This is a genomic window from Paraburkholderia sp. BL6669N2 (assembly GCF_003387275.1).
Lineage (GTDB): Bacteria > Pseudomonadota > Gammaproteobacteria > Burkholderiales > Burkholderiaceae > Paraburkholderia.
In genome coordinates, this window is record NZ_QUNA01000002.1 from 2535227 (window position 1) to 2550077 (window position 14851).

Sequence of the window (14851 nt, forward strand, 5' to 3'; positions counted from 1 at the left end):
ACGAACCCTTGCAGGGAGATCACGCGCATGACCACCTTCAAACCAGCCGCCACGTCGATCGAAGGCATCGTCCCCGTGATGCTGACGCCATTCGACGACGCCGGCGCCATCGATTACGCCGGACTCGAACGCCTGATCGAGTGGTATCTCGCGCATGGATCGGATGCGCTCTTTGCCGTCGCGCAGTCGAGTGAAATGCAGTTCCTGACGCTCGCCGAACGAGGCGCGCTGGGACGCTTCGTCGTCGACAAGGTGGCGGGCCGCATCCCGGTCGTCGTCTCCGGCCATATCAGCGACGACCCCGACGCGCAGGCCGAGGAACTCAACGTCGCGGCAAGCACCGGCGCACAAGGCATCGTGCTGGTGACGAACCGGCTCGATCCAAAGCAGCAGGGCACGGAGACGTTCACGGCGAACCTCCGGCAACTGCTCGCGCGCCTGCCGTCCGACATTCCGCTCGGTTTGTACGAATGCCCCGCGCCCTACCGCCGTCTTCTCTCCGATGACGAACTGAAGCTGTGCATCGATACCGGCCGCTTCGTCATGCTGAAAGACGTGAGCTGCGATCTCGCCACGGTCAAACGGCGCGTCGCGCTCGCCGAAGGCTCGCCGCTGAAAATCCTGAACGCCAATGCGGCCATCGCGTGGGACGCGATGAAGGCGGGGTCCGCCGGTTTCAACGGCGTATTCACGAACTTCCACCCGGATCTGTACAACTGGCTGCGCAACCACGCGGCACAAGACCCGGTTCTGGCAGAAGAGCTCGCTACGTTTCTCGTGCTCGCCGCCGTCTCCGAATCGCTCGGCTATCCGGCTCTCGCGAAGATCTACCATCAACGGATCGGCACGTTCGGCTCGATTCGCTGCCGCGTGATCGACTACGACGTGCGCGAACGCTTCTGGGCTCTGGACGCGGTGCTCGACAAGATCGTCGCCGGCACTGAGCATTTCCGTGGGCGTATCGCGGCACTCGGAGCGACCGCCCGGTCCGCTAGCGTTTGACTGGAAGATTTCCGGATCACGGGAGCGTCCGCCGCCGCTGCCGCGCGCGTCCGCGGCGGTAAGATGGCGGGCGTTCCCCGATTCACTCTGCGCGCTCCAACCTGATGCCTGACTCTCTCGACCCGCCGGCCGCCGCCCGCACCCAGACGAACCGCGCTCGCCGCGGCACGGGCCGCAGCGTGCTTTCCGATGTCGCCAAGCTCGCGGGCGTCTCCACCGCGACCGTCTCGCGGGTCTACAACGAGCCGGACAAGGTCTCCGCGAACGTGCGTGAGCGCGTCGAGCATGCCGCGCTCACGCTCAACTGGTTTCCGAACGCGGCGGGCCGCGCCCTCGCCTCCACGCGCAGCCACATCGCCGGCATCATCATTCCGACCTTGGATGATCGCGTGTTCGCCTCACAAGTGAGCGGCATGCAGGCGGCGTTCGCGGCGCGCGGCATCACGCTGGTGCTCGGCTGCTCGAATTACGACCCCGCGCAGGCGCTCACGCAGGTGCGCGCGATGCTGGCGCGTGGCGTGGAAGCGATGGCGGTGGTGGGCGAGGCTCATCCGCCAGAACTGTTCGATGCGTTGCGGCTCTACCGCGTGCCGTATGCGGTGACGTACGCGTATCGCAAGGACAGTCCCCACACCTGCATCGGCTTCGACAATCATGCGGCCTATGAGGAGATCACCGAACATCTGATCGGCCTTGGGCACCGCGCGTTCGCGGTCTGCATCCAGCCGACACGCGACAATGACCGCGTGCAGGCGCGCGTCGCGGGTATTCGCGCGACACTCGAACGTCACGGCCTCGCGGTGCGGCCGGAGCATATGTTTGAAGGCGAATCGACGATGGGATTCGGGCGGCGCAGTCTGCGCACGATCTGGCAAGCGTCGCGCGAGCGTCCCACCGCGATCGTCTGCGGCAACGACGCTATCGCGCTGGGCGTGTTGCGCGAGGCCGAGGAACTGGGCATTGCGATCCCGGGCGAATTGTCCGTCACTGGATTCGACGACCTGGAAATGGCGCGGGAGATCCGCCCCGCGCTGACCACCATGCGCGTCGACACCTACGAGATCGGCCGGCTTGCCGCACAGTATCTGCTCGACACGCTCGACGGCAAGCGTCCGCTGCACGGGCACGAGGTGCATGCGTTGTTTCAGCTCAGGCAATCGACGGGACCGGCCGCGAGATAGTCTCGCGGCGCGATGCCTCATCGACGGGTTACAGCGTGGCGGTCACGCCGCCGTCCACGTAAAGAACGTGACCGTTGACGAAGTTCGAGGCGTTGCTCGCCAGGAAGACCTCGGCGCCGACGAGATCTTCTACGTCGCCCCAACGCCGTGACGCCGTGACGCTTCACGGGCCTGCTCAACCATTGCATGACCGCTCTCAGGTTGCAGGCGCTGTCTCGCGACGCGAAAAGATGCAGTACACCGGCTTCGCCCACAGGCGGCTCGAGCGTATCGAAATGACGCGCGACCAGCGCCGCGGGAAACTCATGATCGGTCCATCCCGCCTCGCGCGCAATCGCCACGGACAAGGGAATGTCGAGGAACACGAATCGCAGGCCCGCGCATGCGCTCCCGGTAACGCATGTTCAATGCGGAGCACGACAGCACCGCGGCACCTTGGATCGCGTCCATCCGCCCGCCGCGAAGGTCGAGCCATGGCTCGCGATCGCTGTCGCACCGATATGGACATAACGGTAGATCGCCCCTGCGAATCACGCCAAGGCGGCTTCGTGCTTGCCCGATAGCAAAGGCTTATGAAGCGCGATTCTCCGGCACGTCGCGAGGCGGATAAGCGCCGCCGTCGCCGACCGACGCTTAACGTCGATTAGTCGCCCAATGAGTCCCCGTTCTCGCCGCGCGCTTTGGCTGAAGTGAAGTAGGTCCGCAACGCGGGGGCCGAATGATCGCTCAGCGAGCAGATTTGCGCCAGCCAGTCGGCTTCCGCGGGCCATTCGCCTTCCACCACGCGCGGATAGATCTGCCGCACGAACTGATGCAGCGCCTTTGCGCCGATGTTGCCGCTGATGCCGAGCAGGACGTGCAAGGCGCCGTGCGTCGATTCGAGGTCGCGGGCCGCCACGCTGGCGGCGAGTTGCGCCACAGTCGAGCGAATCTGTTCGATGCCGTTGAGGAACGTCTGGTCCAGCAAATCGAGCGCCACCAGTTCTTCGAGGTGTTTCTCGTCGAGCAGCGAGCCTTCCCTGATCGGCGCCGGCCTGGCGGCTTGCACGGCGGGCGTCTGTGCCGGTTCTGGTTTGCTCGGCCCTTGCGACGCACGTTGCTGGGCAAACTGTCTTGCAAGAGACGCATAGAGCGCGCCGATCTGCACGGGCTTGACCATGACCTCGTTCATGCCCGCGGCCAGACATGTCTGCACGGCTTTCATATCGGACTGGCCGGTCAATGCAACGATGGGAATCCGGGCATACGCGTCGGCACGAGCACGGATCGACGCAGTCGTTTCCACGCCGCCCATGCCCGGCATGTTCATGTCCATCACGATGGCATCGACAGCGTCGCTCTCCTCCAGCCTCGCCAGCACGTCCGGCCCGTGTTCGGCCTCGACGACGCGCGCGCCGCATCGCTCCAGATAACCTTTGGCAATCCGCCTGCTATAGGTGTCGTCGTCCGCGACCAGAATCGTTTTGCCGGCGAAACCGTCGAACGGGTGGCTCTGAACGTGCCGATCGCCGCTTTCGAAAAGCTTTTGAAGCGTCGCGATCAGTTCCACCGCGCTGGCGGATTTGCTGATCAGATCGTCCATGCCGGCGCGGCGGGCGAGCACCCGCGTCACATTGCCCGGCTCGGCCGTAAAGGCGGCGATCAGAACATTCCAGTTCGGGTGTTGATGGTCGGCGCGAATCTTCTCGGCCGTGGTGTAGCCGTCCATGAGCGGCATATTGATGTCAATCAGCACGAGGTCGTGCGGCGCCGACTGTTGAAGCACCCTCAATGCCGCCTCGCCGTTTTCCGCCTCGCTCACCTGCGCGCCGACCTTCGACAACGCGCGGCGGCTCCGCGTCCGCTGAGCGGCATCGTCGTCCACGACGAGAATGCGTTTGCCGGCAAAAAATGGCGTGGCGCGCTCGAAAACCTTCTGCTCATGCTCGGCCACTTCGCGGCTGGAGACCGCGGGGAATTGCAGCGTGAACTGCGTAAATTTCCCGACTTCCGAGCGGCAGGCGATCGTGCCGCCGAATGCGCGCATTGCACGCTGGCAATAGGCAAGGCCGAGCCCCGTACCCGCCGAATTGCCCGCGGTGCGGAAAGGCTCGAAAAGATGAGGCAGGAGGTCGGGCGCGATGCCGGGGCCGGTGTCATGAACCAGCACCGTCTGGCGGTCGATCGTCAGCGTGAGTGTCGCCAGTGGATGCGCCGCAATGTGATGCAGCGCGTTCTTGATCAGATTGAACAGCGTGAACAGATAGACGGTTTCGTCGACCTTGAAGATGAAGTCGTCCAGCACCACGAGCCGGACTTTGGCGCGCTCCTTCTGATCGCCGAAGCCGTATTCGTCCAGCGCTTTACGCGTGGTGGCCGCCGCGCTCAGATAGGTGAAATGATCCGCGCGGATGGGTTTCGCGCTGACCTCATCTAGTGTCATCGCGATGATGCGCAGCCCCCGATCAATCGACAATTGGCCATGGGCGAGATGCCGGTAAAGCAATGCCGCCCTGTCGTGCGACATGGCCGGCGTCGGGCTGGCATCAGTCACCGCGGGCAGCGCCTCTTCCATGCGATCCAGCACGTGCCTCAACTGGCTGAGAGGATTGCGCATTTCATGAGCGATCGAACCGGCGAGCGCACGAAACGCCACATTCTTTGCCTGCGCGACGATGCCTTTCAGGTTGCTGTAGCTGAACGTAAGGCCGGCGAAAATGCCGAACGTGAAAACCGGCAGATACGTGTAGAGAAATAGCTGACCGTCCACGTGCAGGGATTGCGGAATGACGATCCTGGCGCACAAGACGGCAAGACCAATGCCCAGCATCAGATTGAGTGCTAACGCAACGACCGACGGAAAAATGGCGATCAGGAAAAACACCATGCCGAGCTCGGCCATCGACCAGAGCATCGAATAGTGACCGGCAATCAGGTAGTAAGTGAAAAAGAACGGTAGCGAATAGGCTACCGTTACGAAGTAATACCACGGCAGGAAGCGCGCGACCGAAGCGGGCCAGAAACGGTGCAATAGCAGCAGCGTACAGGCCGCCGTACCAATAACGCGCATCGGCAGGCTTTCGTTGGGTTGAGGATCGATATACGTCCACCACAGCCAGTATAACGGATGCCCGATCGCACCGATTACGCCAACAGCCAGCACGCTGTAGTCCGACACCTTGGCCGAGTCATAAACCAGTCGGTTGAGATAACGGATGCTCCCTGAAATGGCTCTCATGTCGTGCTTTATCTTGACTTGCCCAGCCTCAGAATTTGAAGCTGCTGACGTTGAACGACATGCCGGCGCTGCCGACCCAGCACAGCACTCTGTCGCCTCTCTTCAACCGCCCGCCGTCTTTTGCCAGTGAAATGGCAGCCGGAATCGACGCCGAAACGAGGTTTCCCGTCTCCGGATAGATGTGATACATCTTGTCGTCGATCCCCACCTTGGCGCCATAACCCTGCCACGCCGCCTTGGAGGATGCGTGGGTGAAGACGATGTCGATGTCCTTCTTGGGAACTGGCAGTTTAGTCAATACCGCGGACAACTCGTCCGAATTTTTGTGAAGCTCATGGCCGAATGACGTGAAACGCATATCGCCGTTCTTGCCGATCCGTTCGGTCGGGTGGCAATACCCTTCATAGCCGGGAATTGGAATGGTGCACAAATCCGACACTGCCGGCTTGGCGCGGAACGCGAAGGTGAAGTTATCCGGCTCTTTGGCGACGAGCAAAGTCGCGGTCGCCGCCTCGCCAATCGTGAACGACGGCAACGTATATTCGATTTGAGCCTGGCTCTTCAACGCGAAATTCCCCGGATAGAGTGGGCCGCCCGCAAGCATATTGAACTCGGCATTCACAATCATAGCGCTTCTGTACTGACCCGACTTGAAAAGGCTGTCGATGATCGCCATGGCCCGGGTCCAGCTCATGCAGGCGTCGACCACATCGAAACACTCGGCGTTCACGAAGCCGAGCGTGCTGGCCATCATGTGGCTGTTGCCGGGCTCGAGGAAGCCTCGTCCAATACCGACATAAATAAACAGCTCAATGTGTTCCGGCTTCAGATACGTTTCCGATAGCGCCTTGCGCGTCGCCATGGCGACGTGATCGATAGGCGACTCGTGGCTTTCACACCAGCGCCGGTTGACCAGTCCGCTTCTGTCGAGCAAGGTCTTGATGGTGCGCATCCCCCGGTCGATATCACCCTCGTAGTCCCTGGAATGGAATCGAATCATATCGATCACTTCCTCGTTCGTCACGATCCTGGAGGGCAAGCTGACGGCTACGTCTTTGATAAGCATAAAGAATCCATGAATAAATTAACGCGGTGGGTAGAAGTACCTTTTGCGCCATGGCACGCGAGTATCTGGGACGCCAGATACGCGGCCTCGCGGCGCTGGTACATTAACGCGTCCACCGCGATTCATGAAAAAAGTCGCGTCTGGTGTGTTGGCAATGGGGATGTTGGGTGGTGGGGAGGCTGGAGCGCCGATGGTGCCGTCGCTGCGAATCTGCGCGGTGGCGTTCGGCGGCGTGTCCTTCTGCCTGCGTGAGCCCTTTTTCATGTCCTGTTCCGTCAAGAACGTGACCTCATCCGCCGCGCGCGTCCGCAGCCTCCTTCGAGCGACTAGACTTGGCTTCGGTCTTTCGAGGGGGCGCTTCTCTCAAGCGAACCCCACCCCTCGATCTTTCAGCCTGCCGCTCCCTCGGGCGGCAGGCTCTTTTTTTGTGGACCGCTTCAAATTCAGGCAATAGCCGCTCGTGAGCCGGGAGGATCAGGCCGCTGCATGCGGCTCCAGCTTCATCCGCGACGGCGGCTGCTGTCGTAACCCGTGGGTCGAAGACGAGTACCGTTCCAGTGGGAAAACCGCGTGACGCTTTCGAGGCAAGCATGCAGCTACCGAACGTAGATAACTTCATCAAGGACTCGCAGCACGGCGTCACCTACAACATCTGCGCCTATCGCAAGCTTTCGGTTCAAGAGATGACACGCGCGATGCAGGTCTTTATACAACAACAGGGCAAGCGTCAACCGAAGCAAGGAACAGTCGTCAAGATCTTTTCCCTGCTCGGGTTTGGGGATCAGTAGCCGTGTTGAAGCCTGGGACGTCGATTGACGGAGGTTGAACGCGCTCGCCATTGCAGGTGTGCCGGCATGCTGCGCGGCAAGATGAACAGTGTCGACTAAACCGTCCAGTCCAACATTGACAGCAGATCGGCGAGGTTCGTGTCGGGCAAGCGCTTCGCAACCATGTCCCAGAAGATCACGTCGTGCATTGCGCTCGCATCTTCCGCCGTCTTCCATTCGCGCGCACCGACGATCGAATCAGCCGTTTCGCGAGCTGCGGATACGATGGTCTGAATGTCTTGTTTCTGCATGAACCCGTTAACGGTCGCATAACGAGCTTATTTAGCCTCATGCGCAATCGTTTGCCAAAAAAGTTTAATCACTGCCCCCCGCACGGGACGATGCCAGCGGTGACCTGACTGAACATGGCGCATCACGGAGTTCAAGCGTTCGCTGCGCCCGAGGAGGCGGGCAAGACGGCCGCTCTGCGGCTCAGGTGAACCGCAGTGCATGTGAGCACGCACTTGTACTTCGCGCATCCTGAGCGTCGGGCGAAATTCTACCTCTTCCGCCGCGCCGCACCGTTTTGCGGCGTTTATTGGAAAACTTAAGTCCGAAACGAGCACATGGTTGGAGCCGCCTGACGACCTACCTGAGACAGGTATTCCCGACATCGGCCATGACGCTCGCCGACGACACCTGCGGCGCCGCAAATGCACCACCTTTGATCAACCCGACATGCATTCACCAAAAAATATTTCGCCGCTAATGGACTATGCACTTTTATAGAGCAGAATTATCATATCGACGAGATAAATCGATAAATGGATGCACTTTGCATGCCGCCCCTGTCTGTTGCGAACTACGATAATCATTTCTCAATCTTACCCATTACGGAACGAATCAGGCGCTCAGCAAGGCTGTTCGCCATCTTGCCACTCAACTCCGCAACAGCCAATGTGTTGGTTAATTCAGCCATGAAATACTGCCAAGAGAATTACACGTATAGCATGATCTAATAAGAAAAAAGACGGAGTCTTGGGGAGAAGTCTCTGTAGAACACATATTTCCGGGGGAAAATAAATGGATTTGGTACATACTCTGCCGCGCAGTTCGCGGCACAGTGCCGTGCCGATGCAAACGAACGATCTGACTCGCATCGACATCGCGCTGTTCAACGGATTCGCATTGCCTACGGTCGCCGCACTCATCGAGATTTTTCAGCGGGCTAATTCGCTGGTCGCCGCACCGCGATCCGGCCGCGCTCGTTACGACGTCTCGCTGCTTTCCGCCGCAGGCGGACGCATCGCCAGTTCATCATCGGTCTTTGTCTGGACCGACGACGTCCAGTCACATCGGGGCACCAATGAGCCGCACCTGTTGTTCATCGCAGGCGGCGCCGGCGTGCAGCAGGCATGCCGCGACGAGCGATTGAGCGAGTGGCTTCGCCGCAGGCATCCGTTCAGCGAGATCGTGCATCCGATCGCGGAAGGCCAACTGCTGCTTCAGGCCGCCGGGCTGCCCAGCCGGTACTGCCCGCTTCTCTATGGAGACAACGAAGCATCCGGATTGCATCGGGCGCGGTTGACGGAAGCGCCGGGCGCTGTATCGACCGCGTTGCGTATCGTCGAAGAGGATCTCGGTGCCGATCTTGCGCGGCGGGTTGCCGAGTCGATCGCGCCGCAACCCAAGACGCCCTTCAGCTCGTCGGTCACACTTGACGTGACGCCTCAGATCAGCGAGAAGATCCTCGCGTCGGCGCGCTGGCTGGAAGCGAACGTCGCCCGGCCCATCTCGATCGACGACGCGGCCCAGGTCGCAGCGATGAGCGAGCGCAACTTTCTGCGCCGCTTCAAGAGCGAGATCGGCATGACGCCCTCGGACTATCTGCTTCGCGCGCGCCTGAATATGAGTTGCCGGATGCTGATTGAATCGCGCCTGCCTGTCGACAAGATCGCGCGCCACTGCGGTATCGGCAGTGGCGGACAGTTGTCGAAGCTGTTCAGGAAATATCTGGAGACCACGCCAACGGACTATCGAACGCGCAACCACGTGGCACTGCAGAAGCCCAAAGCACCGCTACCGGATCAACTGCGCGAGTTCGATCCAGGCGATCTGATCGAAGCCGACTACGCAAGTCAAGTCGAAGCGTAGGACACAACCCAGCGGCACTTGAAAGAACATGCCGCGTTGAGCGCCTTCCATGTCATGTTCAGTCAACAGCGTGACGCAATCCGCCGCTCGCGTCTTGAGTCCGCTTCGAACGAATACACTTGGCGTCGGCCTTTCGAGGGGCGCCTCTCTTGGTCAACCCCCAACCCCTCGATTTTTCCAGCCTGCCGCTCCTTGGGGCGGCAGGTTCTTTTTTTTTCCCCGTCATATCAGGGTGGAGTCGCGTGTGCCACTATGCGCCGGGCTTCTCGCGAGGCACATGCATCCGCGTCCTTGATTCATACGAAACCTCCCAACGGAGCGCGCATGGATGACAAAGTGACTTACGTGTACGAGTACACGGGTGGTTTTGGTACGTACCGTACTGCTGGAAAAGGTTTCGCATGTCATCTTCCCCTTGTTGGCGACAATGTCGTCATGAAGGTCGATGAACTGGGATTCGACGATGTTCTTAAAGTGAAGTCTCGACTCTTCGAGTACGACAAAGCGGGCGCATTGACCGTTACGTTCACGCTATCTCATACGGTCACATAGGATCACTATATATCTACGATAAGTTAACTTTTTCGTTAATCGCTCGCCCTATCAGGCTCACACTCGATATTCAAATTCCACTCAAGGATGAGGGCATCCTGATTCTTTGCTCGATACTCCATTGCAGCCCGTTCAATAGAGCCGCATTTCATTCCCTCTCAAGACTTACCCACGTTTCAAATTAAACCCACCTCTTATCCAGCGGATAAATCTATTTCTCCCGAAACACCCCACGACTTGCCAATTCTTGCCAACACCTTGGCAAATTCGGCCAGTCATTAATGCAGTGCAACAACGTTATGTAGCATTCGATCAAACAATGAAGAGCGGCTTAGAGACGGCCGGCAAGTCACTCATTTCCGGGAAAGTACGATGGAGTTTCTTTGCAACGTGAAGCATAAGAATGCACTTCAAGCACCCGCTTTGCCGCAGAGCACCGGCGCAATCCATATCGGCATTGCATTGTTCAATGGATTCGCTTTGCCCGATGTGGCCTCCATCATCGAGATATTCCAGTCGGCAAATGCCCTGAGTGACACCGGCGAGCCCCGTCGAACGCGCTATGAGGTCTCGCTGTTGTCGGCATCCGGCGGGCGTATTGCCAGTTCTTCCTCGGTGTTCGTGTGGACCGACAGTGTCGAATCGCGCGGGCACGACGATAACTTCCGCGCGCTTTTCATTGCCGGCGGCACCGGCGCAACGAACGCGTTCCGTGACGATCGTCTGATCGTGTGGCTTCAGCAGGCGTTTCCGAGAAGCGGCATGGTCCATGCCATCGCGGAGGGACGCCTGATGCTCGAAGCGGCAGGTTTCTCGAACGCCTACGGCGCTCGCATTGAGAACGACAGTTACGCACGGAGCGCATTCCCGTCGCGACCTCTCGTCGACTCGCCCAGCCCGCTGCGAACCGCGTTGCGCATTGTTGGCGACGATCTTGGCCCCGAGGTCGCGCGGCAAGTCGCCGACTGGGTTGCGCCTCAGGGCGAAACGCAGTTCAGTGCCATCTTGCGCAGCAAAACGGCATCGCATATCAGCGACAAGATCCAGGCATCGGCGCAATGGCTCGAGGCCAATGGCGCTCGCCCGATATCCATCGACGATGCCGCGCAGATCGCGGCGATGAGCGAACGGAATTTCCTGCGGCGCTTCAAGAGCGAAATGGGTGTGACGCCGTCGGAATACCTGCTCTATGTGCGACTCGACATGAGCTGCCGCCTTCTCGCTAAAACGAGCTTGCCCGTGGACAAGATCGCGCGTCGGTGCGGCATTGGCAGCGGTGGACGGCTCGCCAAACTGTTTCGCAAGCACCTGCTTACCACGCCGACGGAGTATCGAATCAGCAAACAAGGTTCGCGCAGTGCGTCCTAACGCACGCCGGCGGTAAATCCACGGTCTCTTTCCAGAGTCCTGAGAACTCTGGAATCTTCAAGCGGTGCGCTCGAATCGCTCGTCTAGCGTCTGAGCAAGCGCATCCCACCAATGGGGTCGCACAAGGCCGAATCGCTCGTCGAAGCGGTCGTTGTTCAGAACCGAATTGCGCGGACGTGCCGCACGCGTCGGAAACGCCTCGCTCGGTACAGGCTCGATGTGTGTGACGCGTACCCGACCCGACGGCGCGAGATTGCGCGCATAGTCGATGATCGCAGAAGCATAGCCGTGCCAGCTGGTCACGCCTCGCGAAGTCAAATGAAAAAGTCCGCTTTGAAAGCGTGCTTCCTGACGTTCGCGCATCGCTTGTGAAATAGCGTGGGCAGTGACGTTGGCAAGCATTCTTGCGGGCGTCGGTGTGCCGAGCTGATCATCGACGATCTTGAGCGCTTCACGTTCTGCGGCGAGCCGAAGCATCGTCAGCATGAAGTTTGCCCCGCGTGTCGCGTAGACCCAGGAAGTGCGGAAGATTAGATGATCGCATTCGGACGCGATGATTGCGAGTTCCCCATCGCGCTTGGTCGCACCGTACACATTCAGCGGCGCAGTCGCGCTATCTTCCGTATAAGGCTCCGCCGACTTTCCGTCAAATACGTAATCCGTCGAGAAATGAACAAACAATGCGCCCGCACTTTTTGCCGCGCGGGCCATTACGTCGACAGATTCGGTATTGACGAGCCGTGCCGTCACGCAATCGTCTTCCGCCTTATCAACCGCCGTATAGGCCGCGGCGTTGACAACGACGTCCGGGCGGTAAAACCTCATCAACCCGTCAAGCAGCGCCGGCTTGCTGAGATCCGCGACTTCCCGATCCCAATGAACTACCTCACCCAGCGGCGAAAGCGAGCGCGCGAGCTCCCAGCCGAGTTGTCCTTGCACGCCTGTGACCGCGATTCTCATCAGTAAACCTCAGCCTCGTTGAAGCGGCTACCGGCGGCGTCTTTCGACGAAACGAACGGAACACCGTTCAGTTCCCATTCGACGGCGATGTCAGGATCGTCCCAGCGCAACGTACGTTCGTGTTCCGGATGCCAGAATGCAGTCGCTTTATAAAGGAACTCAGCAACGTCCGACAATACGACGAACCCATGTGCAAAGCCCGGCGGAATCCATAGCTGCCGCTGGGTTGACGCGGACAGCCGCACGCCGACCCACCGCCCGAACGTGGACGACCAGCGCCGCAGATCGACAGCGACGTCGAATACCTCACCCACTACCACCCGAACCAGCTTGCCTTGCGGATGCTGGATCTGATAATGCAGGCCTCGCAGAACGCCTTGCGCTGAAATCGAATGATTGTCTTGCACGAACGTATAGCCGCGCGCCACTTTTTCTTCGAACTCAACCTGATTGAACGTCTCGATGAAAGCACCGCGTGAATCTCCAAACACTTGGGGCTCGATGACCTTCACGTCAGGAATTGCGGTATGTCGAACTTGAATGGTCATGTGTGGATAGTCGGAATGAGAGATGACAGATATCGGCCGTAGTCAGTCTTTTGCAAAGGCGCCGCGAGGCGGGCCAGTTGCTCGGCATCGATCCAGCCACGCCGGAATGCGACTTCCTCCGGACTTGCAACCAGCAAGCCCTGTCTCTGTTGTAGCGTCGCGATAAACGTCGCCGCATTGATCAGCGATTCGTGCGTGCCGGTATCGAACCAGGCAAAGCCTCTGCCCAGCGTTTCCAGATGAAGCGCTTCGCGCTCCAGATAATGCCGATTCACGTCCGTGATTTCCAGCTCGCCGCGTGCGGATGGCTCGATATTCGCCGCTATGTCGCAGACGTCGCCGTCATAGAAATAAAGACCCGTAACGGCAAAATTGGAACGCGGTTTCTGGGGCTTTTCTTCGATACTCAGAACCTTACCCCGAGCGTTGATCTCCACCACGCCGTAGCGTTGCGGGTCGTGCACGTGATATCCGAAGACAGTCGCGCCTTTGGTTCTCAAATGCGCGTTGCCGAGATGCGCACCCAGGTCCGCGCCATAGAAAATGTTGTCGCCCAGAATCAGCGCGGACGGCTTCCCAGCGATAAACTCGCGGCCGAGTATGAATGCTTGTGCGAGTCCGTCCGGCGACGGCTGTACAGCGTACGTGATCTGCATACCCCACTGACTGCCGTCGCCGAACATCGCCGCGAAGCGCGGCGTGTCGTCCGGCGTCGAGATCAGCAGGACCTCGCGAATGCCCGACATCATCAGCGTGGACAGTGGATAGTAAATCATCGGCTTGTCGTAGATCGGCAGCATCTGCTTGGAGATCACGCGCGTGATCGGGTACAGCCGCGTACCAGACCCGCCGGCGAGAATAATGCCCTTACGGTTCGAGTCCATCGTTCAAGCTCTCTTCAGTACGCTTTCGGGGTTCCAGCGCCGATAGGCGCCGGAGCGGATTTCCTCGAGCCACGCATCGTTTTCAACGTACCACTGCACCGTCGTCGACAACCCGCTCTCAAACGTCTCGCGCGGCACCCAACCGAGTTCGCGACGCAGCTTCGTTGCATTGATCGCGTAACGCCGATCATGTCCCTTGCGGTCCGAGACGAAAGCGATCTGCTGGCGATAACTGCCACTCCCGCGTGGTTTTATCCCGTCGAGAAGATCGCAGATGAAATGAACGACTTCGACGTTGGTTTTTTCGTTATCGCCGCCGATGTTATATGTCTCCCCCGGTATGCCACGGGCGAGCACCGTGCGGATCGCCTCACAATGGTCGCCTACATACAGCCAGTCACGCACATTGCCGCCGTCGCCGTAAACCGGCAGTGCGTCGCCGCTCAGCGCACGTTGGATCATCAACGGAATCAGTTTCTCCGGAAACTGATAAGGCCCGTAGTTGTTCGAACAGTTCGTGGTCAGCGTAGGCAATCCATAGGTGTGGTGGTACGCGCGGACGAGATGGTCCGAACTCGCTTTCGATGCCGCATAGGGACTGTTCGGCGCGTACGGTGTCGTTTCCGTGAATGCGGCATCGTTGGCCGACAGCGAACCGTACACTTCATCTGTCGACACATGCAGGAAGCGAAACAAATTACGGTCCGTACCGTTCAGGCGTTCCCAATACAGCCGCGCGACATCGAGCAGTTCACCGCTGCCCGTCACATTTGCGTCGATAAACTCGCGCGGACGGTCGATCGAGCGGTCGACGTGACTCTCCGCTGCAAAGTGCACCACGGCACGCGGTCGATATTCTTCAAAGATCGCGCTCATGGCTGCGCGATCGCCGATATCGCGGCACACGAAAACGTGACGAGGATCGTCGTGCAGCGCTCGCAACGTGCCGTAATTGCCGGCATACGTCAACTTGTCGATATTGAGTATCGGCTCATCGTGTTGGGCAAGCCAGTCGATGACGAAATTTGCGCCGATAAAACCGGCGCCACCCGTGACGAAGATCATTTGAAGTTCTCTTAGATGACGGCTCTTACACTGTGAATCGTAAAGGCGCGACTATTTTTCTATCGGCCATATCGTTGGCGCATTCAG

13 protein-coding genes and 1 pseudogene are annotated in these 14851 nt (G+C 59.5%); 6 read left to right on the forward strand and 8 right to left on the reverse strand.

Features of this window, described 5'->3' with window-relative positions:
• Window positions 1-27: 27 nt before the first annotated feature.
• On the forward strand, window positions 28-1002 hold the full coding sequence (locus tag B0G80_RS33870) for a dihydrodipicolinate synthase family protein (RefSeq protein WP_116122165.1): 975 nt from the start codon (window positions 28-30) through the stop codon (window positions 1000-1002).
• 104 nt (window positions 1003-1106) lie between these two features.
• Window positions 1107-2183: a LacI family DNA-binding transcriptional regulator gene (locus B0G80_RS33875; protein ID WP_181920116.1), complete on the forward strand. Its 1077-nt coding sequence runs from the start codon at window positions 1107-1109 to the stop codon at window positions 2181-2183.
• Window positions 2184-2211: 28 nt separating this feature from the next.
• On the opposite strand, the pseudogene B0G80_RS33880 reads toward B0G80_RS33875, so the two are convergent.
• From B0G80_RS33880 to B0G80_RS33890, 3 genes and pseudogenes are all read right to left on the reverse strand, one after another.
• A pseudogene (locus B0G80_RS33880) lies at window positions 2212-2340 on the reverse strand (SDR family oxidoreductase); the annotation flags it as partial.
• Between the two features lie 486 nt (window positions 2341-2826).
• Complete coding sequence (locus B0G80_RS33885; protein WP_116122166.1) at window positions 2827-5400, reverse strand: hybrid sensor histidine kinase/response regulator; 2574 nt, start codon at window positions 5398-5400, stop codon at window positions 2827-2829.
• Window positions 5401-5428: 28 nt separating this feature from the next.
• Window positions 5429-6466 (reverse strand): 3-oxoacyl-[acyl-carrier-protein] synthase III C-terminal domain-containing protein, encoded by a 1038-nt coding sequence (locus B0G80_RS33890; RefSeq protein ID WP_116122167.1) that lies wholly within the window; start codon window positions 6464-6466, stop codon window positions 5429-5431.
• A gap of 590 nt (window positions 6467-7056) precedes the next feature.
• Between B0G80_RS33890 and B0G80_RS33895 the strand changes: the two genes are divergently transcribed.
• Window positions 7057-7254: a hypothetical protein gene (locus B0G80_RS33895; RefSeq protein ID WP_116122168.1), complete on the forward strand. Its 198-nt coding sequence runs from the start codon at window positions 7057-7059 to the stop codon at window positions 7252-7254.
• Between the two features lie 95 nt (window positions 7255-7349).
• On the opposite strand, the gene B0G80_RS33900 is transcribed toward B0G80_RS33895, so the two are convergent.
• Window positions 7350-7544 carry a hypothetical protein gene (locus B0G80_RS33900; RefSeq protein ID WP_116122169.1) on the reverse strand — a complete coding sequence of 65 codons (195 nt, stop codon included), beginning with the start codon at window positions 7542-7544 and terminating at the stop codon, window positions 7350-7352.
• 772 nt (window positions 7545-8316) lie between these two features.
• Here B0G80_RS33900 and B0G80_RS33905 point away from each other — a divergent pair.
• The 3 genes from B0G80_RS33905 to B0G80_RS33915 all read left to right on the forward strand — a co-directional run bounded on the left by B0G80_RS33905 (window position 8317) and on the right by B0G80_RS33915 (window position 11307).
• Window positions 8317-9387 carry a GlxA family transcriptional regulator gene (locus B0G80_RS33905; protein WP_116122170.1) on the forward strand — a complete coding sequence of 357 codons (1071 nt, stop codon included), beginning with the start codon at window positions 8317-8319 and terminating at the stop codon, window positions 9385-9387.
• A gap of 324 nt (window positions 9388-9711) precedes the next feature.
• Window positions 9712-9939 (forward strand): hypothetical protein, encoded by a 228-nt coding sequence (locus tag B0G80_RS33910; protein WP_116122171.1) that lies wholly within the window; start codon window positions 9712-9714, stop codon window positions 9937-9939.
• 372 nt (window positions 9940-10311) lie between these two features.
• A complete protein-coding gene (locus tag B0G80_RS33915) occupies window positions 10312-11307 on the forward strand; it encodes a GlxA family transcriptional regulator (RefSeq protein WP_116122172.1) in 996 nt (331 codons plus the stop codon).
• A 57-nt stretch (window positions 11308-11364) separates the two neighbouring features.
• Here the strand turns inward: B0G80_RS33915 and rfbD are convergent, their stop codons facing one another.
• From rfbD to rfbB, 4 genes are read right to left on the reverse strand one after another with little or no spacing between them, the layout of a single operon-like run.
• On the reverse strand, window positions 11365-12267 hold the full coding sequence (gene rfbD / locus B0G80_RS33920; protein WP_116122173.1) for a dTDP-4-dehydrorhamnose reductase: 903 nt from the start codon (window positions 12265-12267) through the stop codon (window positions 11365-11367).
• Window positions 12267-12815 carry a dTDP-4-dehydrorhamnose 3,5-epimerase gene (gene rfbC, locus B0G80_RS33925; RefSeq protein ID WP_116122174.1) on the reverse strand — a complete coding sequence of 183 codons (549 nt, stop codon included), beginning with the start codon at window positions 12813-12815 and terminating at the stop codon, window positions 12267-12269. Before rfbC ends, rfbD begins: the two co-directional genes overlap by 1 nt.
• Complete coding sequence (gene rfbA, locus B0G80_RS33930; RefSeq protein WP_116122175.1) at window positions 12812-13699, reverse strand: glucose-1-phosphate thymidylyltransferase RfbA; 888 nt, start codon at window positions 13697-13699, stop codon at window positions 12812-12814. Before rfbA ends, rfbC begins: the two co-directional genes overlap by 4 nt.
• Window positions 13700-13702: 3 nt before the next feature.
• Complete coding sequence (gene rfbB, locus B0G80_RS33935; RefSeq protein WP_116122176.1) at window positions 13703-14764, reverse strand: dTDP-glucose 4,6-dehydratase; 1062 nt, start codon at window positions 14762-14764, stop codon at window positions 13703-13705.
• Window positions 14765-14851 lie beyond the last annotated feature (87 nt).